General features: G+C 68.3%; 6 protein-coding genes. 4 read left to right on the forward strand and 2 right to left on the reverse strand.

All coding sequences use genetic code 11. The features are described 5' to 3' along the window. Positions 1-44: 44 nt before the first annotated feature. Positions 45-1,220 (reverse strand): acetyl-CoA C-acyltransferase, encoded by a 1,176-nt coding sequence (locus tag ACE3Q6_RS13225; RefSeq protein WP_374433041.1) that lies wholly within the window; start codon positions 1,218-1,220, stop codon positions 45-47. Continuing rightward, on the reverse strand, positions 1,217-2,344 hold the full coding sequence (locus tag ACE3Q6_RS13230) for a 3-hydroxyacyl-CoA dehydrogenase NAD-binding domain-containing protein (protein ID WP_374433044.1): 1,128 nt from the start codon (positions 2,342-2,344) through the stop codon (positions 1,217-1,219). Before ACE3Q6_RS13230 ends, ACE3Q6_RS13225 begins: the two co-directional genes overlap by 4 nt. Before the next feature lie 129 nt (positions 2,345-2,473). Here ACE3Q6_RS13230 and ACE3Q6_RS13235 point away from each other — a divergent pair, with 129 nt between their 5' ends. From ACE3Q6_RS13235 to ACE3Q6_RS13250, 4 genes are read left to right on the forward strand one after another with little or no spacing between them, the layout of a single operon-like run. Then, the gene (locus tag ACE3Q6_RS13235; RefSeq protein ID WP_374433046.1) at positions 2,474-4,759 is read left to right on the forward strand and encodes a bifunctional salicylyl-CoA 5-hydroxylase/oxidoreductase; all 2,286 of its coding nucleotides are present in this window, start codon (positions 2,474-2,476) and stop codon (positions 4,757-4,759) included. Continuing rightward, a complete protein-coding gene (locus ACE3Q6_RS13240) occupies positions 4,756-5,493 on the forward strand; it encodes an SDR family NAD(P)-dependent oxidoreductase (RefSeq protein ID WP_374433049.1) in 738 nt (245 codons plus the stop codon). Before ACE3Q6_RS13235 ends, ACE3Q6_RS13240 begins: the two co-directional genes overlap by 4 nt. Further along, the gene (locus ACE3Q6_RS13245) at positions 5,490-5,918 is read left to right on the forward strand and encodes a MarR family winged helix-turn-helix transcriptional regulator (RefSeq protein ID WP_374433051.1); all 429 of its coding nucleotides are present in this window, start codon (positions 5,490-5,492) and stop codon (positions 5,916-5,918) included. Before ACE3Q6_RS13240 ends, ACE3Q6_RS13245 begins: the two co-directional genes overlap by 4 nt. Further along, positions 5,915-6,742 carry an enoyl-CoA hydratase family protein gene (locus ACE3Q6_RS13250; RefSeq protein ID WP_374433053.1) on the forward strand — a complete coding sequence of 276 codons (828 nt, stop codon included), beginning with the start codon at positions 5,915-5,917 and terminating at the stop codon, positions 6,740-6,742. The genes ACE3Q6_RS13245 and ACE3Q6_RS13250 overlap by 4 nt, the downstream gene beginning before the upstream one ends. The last annotated feature ends 123 nt before the right edge of the window (positions 6,743-6,865 follow it).

Consider the following 6,865-nt stretch of genomic DNA (forward strand, 5'->3'; position numbering starts at 1 on the left):
TCCCTTGGCTGCAGGCTAGCCGCGCCGGTCGCCAAGGCGCAAGCTCAGGCCGGCAGCAGCTCCAGCGCGACGCCCTGGCCGACGCCGACGCAGAGGGTGACGAGGGCGGACCGCGCCCCGGTCTCGGCCAGGCGGCGGGCGGCGGTGCCGGCAAGGCGCGCGCCCGACATGCCCAGGGGATGGCCCATCGCGATGGCCCCGCCGTGGGCGTTGAGCCGTGGGTCGTCGTCGGCCATGCCCCAGGCCCGGCTGCAGGCCAGGACCTGGGCGGCGAAGGCCTCGTTCAGCTCGATGACCTCGTGGTCCTGGGCGACGCGGCCAGTGCGGTCGGCCAGTCGGCGGGCGGCCTCGACCGGGCCGATTCCCATGATGCGGGGTTCCACCGCGCCCGAGGCCGCCGCGCCGATGCGGGCCAAGGGGGTAAGGCCATGCTGGCGAACGGCGGCCGCGGATGCCAGCAACACGGCGGCGGCCCCGTCGTTGACGCCCGAGGCATTGCCGGCAGTCACGCTGCCGGGATTGCGGAAGGGCGTCGGCAGCGCAGCGAGCTTCTCCAGGCTGGTGGGGCGTGGGTGTTCATCCGTGGTAACCACGGTGTCGCCCTTCCGGCCCGGAATGGTGACGGGCAGGATGTCGACCGCGTGCCAGGCGGCATCGTAGCGCTTCTGGGACAAAAGCGCGTAGCGGTCCTGATCCTCGCGGCTGATCCGGTGCTCGGCGGCCAGGTTCTCGGCGGTTTCGGGCATGGCGTCGGTGCCCCAGACCTGGGCCATCTTCGGATGGACGAAACGCCAGCCGATGGTGGTGTCGAAGATCTCGGGCGCGCGGGCGAAGGGGGTTTCGGCCTTGGGCATGACGAAAGGCGCGCGGGACATGCTTTCGACGCCGCCCGCAATGACGACATCCGCAGCGCCGTCGCGGATTGCGCGGGCTCCGCTGATCACCGCGTCCAGGCCCGAGGCGCAGAGGCGGTTCACGGTCAAGGCCGGGACCTTGGGGCCAAGACGCGACAAGAGGACGGCCATGCGCGCCACGTTGCGGTTGTCCTCGCCCGCCTGGTTGGCGCAGCCGAAGATCACCTCGTCGACGGGGAGGTCGTGCAGGTCGAGAAGGCCGTCAATGACCCGGGTTGCAAGATCGTCCGGCCGCACTTGGGCGAGCGCGCCAGCATAGCGCCCGATGGGCGTTCGGCGGTGGGCGCAGAGAAAGACGTCGGTCATGCGGCCTCCAGCGTGGGCGCAAGGTCGTAGCGGGGCTTCAATGTCTTGGGCGCGGCAGCGCGGAGGCGGGCGAGTTCTGCGAGGATGGCGGACCTGCCGTGCCTGGCCAGTGCCTCGAACGGACCACGCGGGAAGTTCAGGCCAAGGCGCATGGCGGTGTCAATGCCGTCCGGGGTGGTGCCGCCTTCGGCGAGGAGCCAATGGGCTTCGTTGACCAAGGTGGCTTCGATGCGAAGCGCGATGGCGTCAGCGTCTTGCGGCGGCAGGGAGGGCGGGTCGGGGAAGACGAAGCCACGCCCCGTCTTGCGGCCCAGGTTTCCGCTTTGCACCTGCGCTTTCAGGGCGTCGAACGGGTGATAACGCGGGTGGTGGGACATGGCGGCGTGCATCCCCTCGGTCGCGGCGAGGTTGATGTCCGCGCCGATCAGGTCGATCAGCGCGAAGGGGCCAAGGCGGTAGCCGGCCGCTGTCATGGCGGCGTCGATCTCGCCGGCGCTGCGCCCCTCGGACAGAAGGGCCAGCGCCTCGCCGTAGTAGGGGCGGGCGCAGCGGTTGACGATGAAGCCGGGGCGGTCGGGGCAGAGGATAACGGTCTTGCCCGCCGCCGTCGTCCAGGCTCGGGCGCGCTCCACGACCTCAGGAGCGGTCCCGGAGTGGGGCGCAAGTTCGACCAGCTTCATGGCCGCGGGCGGGTTGAAGAAGTGCAGCGCCAGGACCCGTTCCGGGTGGCGAAGGCCGTCCGCGATGGCGTGGATCGGCAGCGAGGACGTATTGGTGGCGAGGATCGCCGTGGGGGCGAGGCAACCCTCCAGCGTCGCGAAAAGGCTGCGCTTGGCGTCCAGCTTTTCCACGATGGCCTCGACGACCAGGCCACAGGGAGAGAGGGCGGAAACCTCTGCGGCCACGGTCAGGCGCGAGAGGGTCCGGTCGCGATCATCAGGTGACAGTTTCCCGGCCTCGACGCGGGACTGCAGGACGTCCGCCAGCCGGTCACGGGCGCTGTCGCGTGCCGCGGGCTGCGCGTCGGTCGCAAGCACGGGAAAGCCCGCCTGGGCAAAGACCTGTGCGATGCCAAGTCCCATCGTCCCCAGTCCGACGACGCCGATAATGGGTCTATCATCCATGTCCGCAACTTTCCGTCCGCTCTTTGCATCCTGCACTGGACTGACAGAATTTCAAGCTGGAAATTTCAAGCTTGAAATTATTCGGACTGGATGGCAGGCTTTTCGGGAACAGGACTTCAGGAGTGTCAGGTGAAGATTCTCTGCCTTGGGGGCGGGCCTGCGGGCCTTTACTTCGCGATCTCGATGAAGCTGCGCGATCCCTCGCACCAGGTGACGGTGCTGGAGCGGAACCGCGCGAACGACACCTTCGGCTGGGGCGTCGTTTTGTCGGACGATGCGCTGGGGCGGATGCAGAAGAACGACCCGCAGTCGACCGAGGCGATCCGGTCGAACTTTGCCTATTGGGACGACATCGCGGTGATCCATGATGGGGTCCGCACGGTGTCGGGCGGGCATGGCTTTGCGGGGATCGGGCGGAAGATGCTCTTGATCCTCTTGCAGGCCCGGGCGCGCGAGCTGGGCGTCGACATGCGCTTCGAGACCGAGTTCCGGACGGCCGAGGACTACCGCAAGGAATACGACCTGGTCGTGGCGACCGACGGCATCAACTCGCTGGTCCGCAAGGAATACGCGCAGGTCTTCCAGCCCGACATCGACACGCGGCTGTGCAAGTTCGTCTGGCTGGGCACCAAGGCCAAGTTCGACGACGCCTTCACCTTCATCTTCGAACGGACCGAGCATGGCTGGGTCTGGGCGCATGTCTACCAGTTCGACGCCGAGACCGCGACCTTTATCGTGGAATGCCTGCCCGAGACCTGGGACGCCTGGGGCTTTGCCGACATGACGAAGGAGGAAACGGTCGAGACCTGCCGGAAGATCTTTGAAAGGCATCTGGGCGGGCATGAGCTGATGTCGAACGCCGCCCACCTGCGCGGGTCGGCGGTCTGGATGCAGTTCCCCCGGGTGATCTGCCAGCGCTGGTACCACGAGAACGTGGTGCTGATGGGTGATGCAGCGGCGACGGGGCATTTCTCGATCGGGTCGGGCACGCGGCTGGCGATGGATTCAGCGATCGCCCTGGCGGATTACCTGCATTCCGAGCCGACCATGGAAGCCGCTTTCCAGCGCTATCAGGACGAACGCCGGGTCGAGGTCCTGCGCCTGCAATCGGCGGCGCGGAACTCGCTGGAGTGGTTCGAGCGGGTCGAACGCTACCTCGACATGCCGCCCCTGCAGTTCGCCTATTCGCTGCTGACCCGCAGCCAGCGGATTTCCCACGAGAACCTGCGACTCCGCGACCCTGACTGGCTGCGCAAGGCCGAGGACTGGTTCCAGGCGCAGGCGGGCGGGGAGCCCGGCCGCCAGCCCATGTTCGCGCCGTTCCAGCTGCGGGACATGCGGCTGGAGAACCGGATCGTGGTCAGCCCGATGGCGCAGTACAAGGCGGTGGATGGCTGCCCGACGGACTGGCACTTCGTGCACTATGCCGAACGCGCCAAGGGTGGGGCGGGGCTGGTCTATGTCGAGATGACCTGCGTCTCGCCCGAGGGGCGGATCACGCCCGGCTGCCCGGGCCTTTATGCGCCCGAGCATGAGGTGGCCTGGAAAAGGCTGGTGGACTTCGTCCATGCCGAGACGAAGGCCAAGCTGTGCTGCCAGATCGGACACTCGGGCCGGAAGGGCAGCACCCAGCTGGGCTGGGAGGAGGGCGACGCGCCTCTGGCCGACGGCAACTGGCCGGTGATGAGCGCCAGTGCTGTCCCGTGGAGCGGTCGCAACGCCGTACCGAAGGCGATGACGCGGGCCGACATGGACATGGTGCGCGACCAGTTCGTGGCGTCGACGCAGATGGCGGCGCGGGCAGGGTTTGACATGATCGAACTTCACGCCGCGCACGGCTACCTGATTTCAAGCTTCATCAGCCCCAAATCGAACATTCGCACGGATGGGTACGGTGGCAGCCTGGAGAACCGGATGCGCTGGCCGCTGGAGGTCTTCAAGGCGATGCGCGCGGCCTGGCCGGCGGAGAAGCCGATGTCGGTCCGGATTTCGGCCAGCGACTGGGTGGGGGATGAGGGCGTGACGCCTGACGAGGCGGTGGAGATCGCGAAGATGTTCTCGGCCGCCGGAGCGGACATCATCGACGTCAGCGCCGGGCAGACCTCGACCGACGCCAAACCGGTTTACGGCCGGATGTTCCAGACGCCCTTCAGCGACCGCATCCGGAACGAGGCGAACCTCGCGACCATCGCGGTCGGTAACATCACCGAGGCGGACCAGGTGAACGGGATTCTGCTGGCAGGTCGCGCCGACCTTGTGGCGCTGGCACGTCCGCATCTGGCGGATCCCTACTGGACGCTGCACGCGGCGGTGGCGGCGGGGGATGACAAGGTCTTTTGGCCGAACCCCTACCTCAACGGCCGCGACCAGGCCTTGCGGCTGCGGGCGCGGGCGCAGGAGGTGCTGCGGGCATGACGCTGGTGGGCAAGCGCGTGTTGATCACGGGAGGGGGCTCCGGCGCCGGGGCTGACCTTGCGCGCGGCTTTGCCGAAGCGGGGGCGGAGGTGGTGATTGCGGGCCGCCGGGCCGAGGCCTTGAAGGCTGTGGCGGAACCGCTGGGCGCGGCTTGGGTGCAGGCCGACGTCACCGACGAGACATCCGTGCAGCGGATGTACGAGGAGGCTGGCCCCTGCGACGTCATCATTGCGAACGCGGGGGCGGCGGATTCGGGGCTCATGGCGAAGACGACGCTCGCCCAGTGGAACGCGATGATCGCGGTGAATTTGACGGGAGTGTTCCTGACGTTTCGCGAGGCCTTAAGCCAGTTCCGGGGCGAAGGGCGGCTGATTGCCGTTGCCTCCACCGCCGGCCTGAAAGGCTATGCGAAGGTCGCGCCCTATGCGGCGGCGAAGCATGGGGTCGTGGGCCTGGTGCGGTCGCTGGCCCTGGAGGTCGCTCGGAAGGGGATCACGGTGAATGCGATCTGCCCGGGGTTTCTGGACACGCCGATGACTGACCATTCCGTGCAGGTGATTGCCGAGAAGACCGGGAAGAGCCTTGCCGAAGCCCGCGCCGCGCTGGAGGGTCTGAGCCCGCAGGGGCGGCTCTACCAGCCCTCGGAGGTCACGGCCGCGGCGCTTTATCTGGCCTCCGACGCGGCCTCGGGGGTGAACGGGGCCTGCCTGACGATCTCGGGGGGCGAGGTATGAGCGAGGGCTCGAAACGGCGGCTGAAGATGTGGATCCGGCTGCTGGGCGTGACCCGGGCGGCCGAGAACGAGCTGCGCGAATACCTGCGGGTGAAGCACGACACGACGCTGCCGCGCTTTGACGTGATGGCGGCGCTGTACCGGCGGCGCGAGGGCGTGACGATGAGCGAGTTGTCCCGGATGCTCCTCGTCTCGAACGGCAATGCGACGGCGGTGGTAGACCGGCTGGAGGGCGAGGGTCTGGTGCGGCGCACGCCCTCGGAAGTGGACCGGCGCACCGTGCATGTGGCGCTGACGGCCGAGGGGACGACGGCTTTCGAGGCGATGGCCGAGAAGCACGAGGCCGAGGTCGCCCGCATCTTTGCCGGGCTGACGGACGAGGAACTGGACCAGATGACGGCGATCCTGAAGAGGATGGGGCGATGAGTTTCCGGGCAGGGACGAAACTGGCGGGACTGAAGCCGCAGCACTTCCTGTGGGAGGTGAAGGACCGCATCGCGGTGGTGCGGTTGAACCGGCCGGACCGGAAGAACCCGCTGACCTTCGACAGCTACGCCGAGCTGCGGGACACGTTCCGGGCGCTCGTCTACGCGACCGACGTGGACGTGGTGGTTTTCGCCTCGAACGGCGGGAACTTCTGTTCGGGCGGGGATGTGCACGACATCATCGGCCCGCTGATCGGGTTGCCGATGAAGGACCTCCTGGCGTTCACCCGGTTGACGGGGGACCTGGTCAAGGCGATGATCGGCTGCGGCAAGCCCATAATCGCGGCGGTGGATGGCGTGGCCGTGGGGGCCGGGGCGATCATCGCGATGGCCTCGGACCTGCGGCTGGCGACGCCTGCGGCGAAATGCGCGTTCCTGTTTACTCGGGTCGGGCTGGCGGGCTGCGACATGGGGGCCTGTGCGATGCTGCCCCGGATCATCGGCCAGGGGCGGGCGGCGGAGCTTCTGTATACCGGGCGGGTGATGGGGGCCGAAGAAGGCGAGCGTTGGGGCTTCTGGAACGCGCTCCACGCGCCCGAGGCGCTGGAGGCGGAGGCGATGGCCCTGGCGGGGCGGTTGGCCTCCGGGCCGGTCTTTGCGCATGGGATCACCAAGACGCAGCTGAACCAGGAATGGAACATGGGGCTGGAGCAGGCGATCGAGGCCGAGGCGCAGGCGCAGGCTATCTGCATGCAGACCAAGGACTTCGAACGGGCCTACCGGGCCTTCGTTGCCAAGGAGAAGCCGGTGTTTCAGGGTGACTGAACCGGGGGGGGGGGGGGGGGGGGGGGGGGGGGCCGGGGCCGGCGGGCGGGGGGGCGCCGGGGACGAAGGGGGCTGGTGGGGGGTGGGTTGTTTGGGCGGGAGCGGGGCCACAGAGGGGGGCGG

It is taken from the genome of Tabrizicola sp. (assembly GCF_041913445.1).
Classification (GTDB): domain Bacteria; phylum Pseudomonadota; class Alphaproteobacteria; order Rhodobacterales; family Rhodobacteraceae; genus Tabrizicola.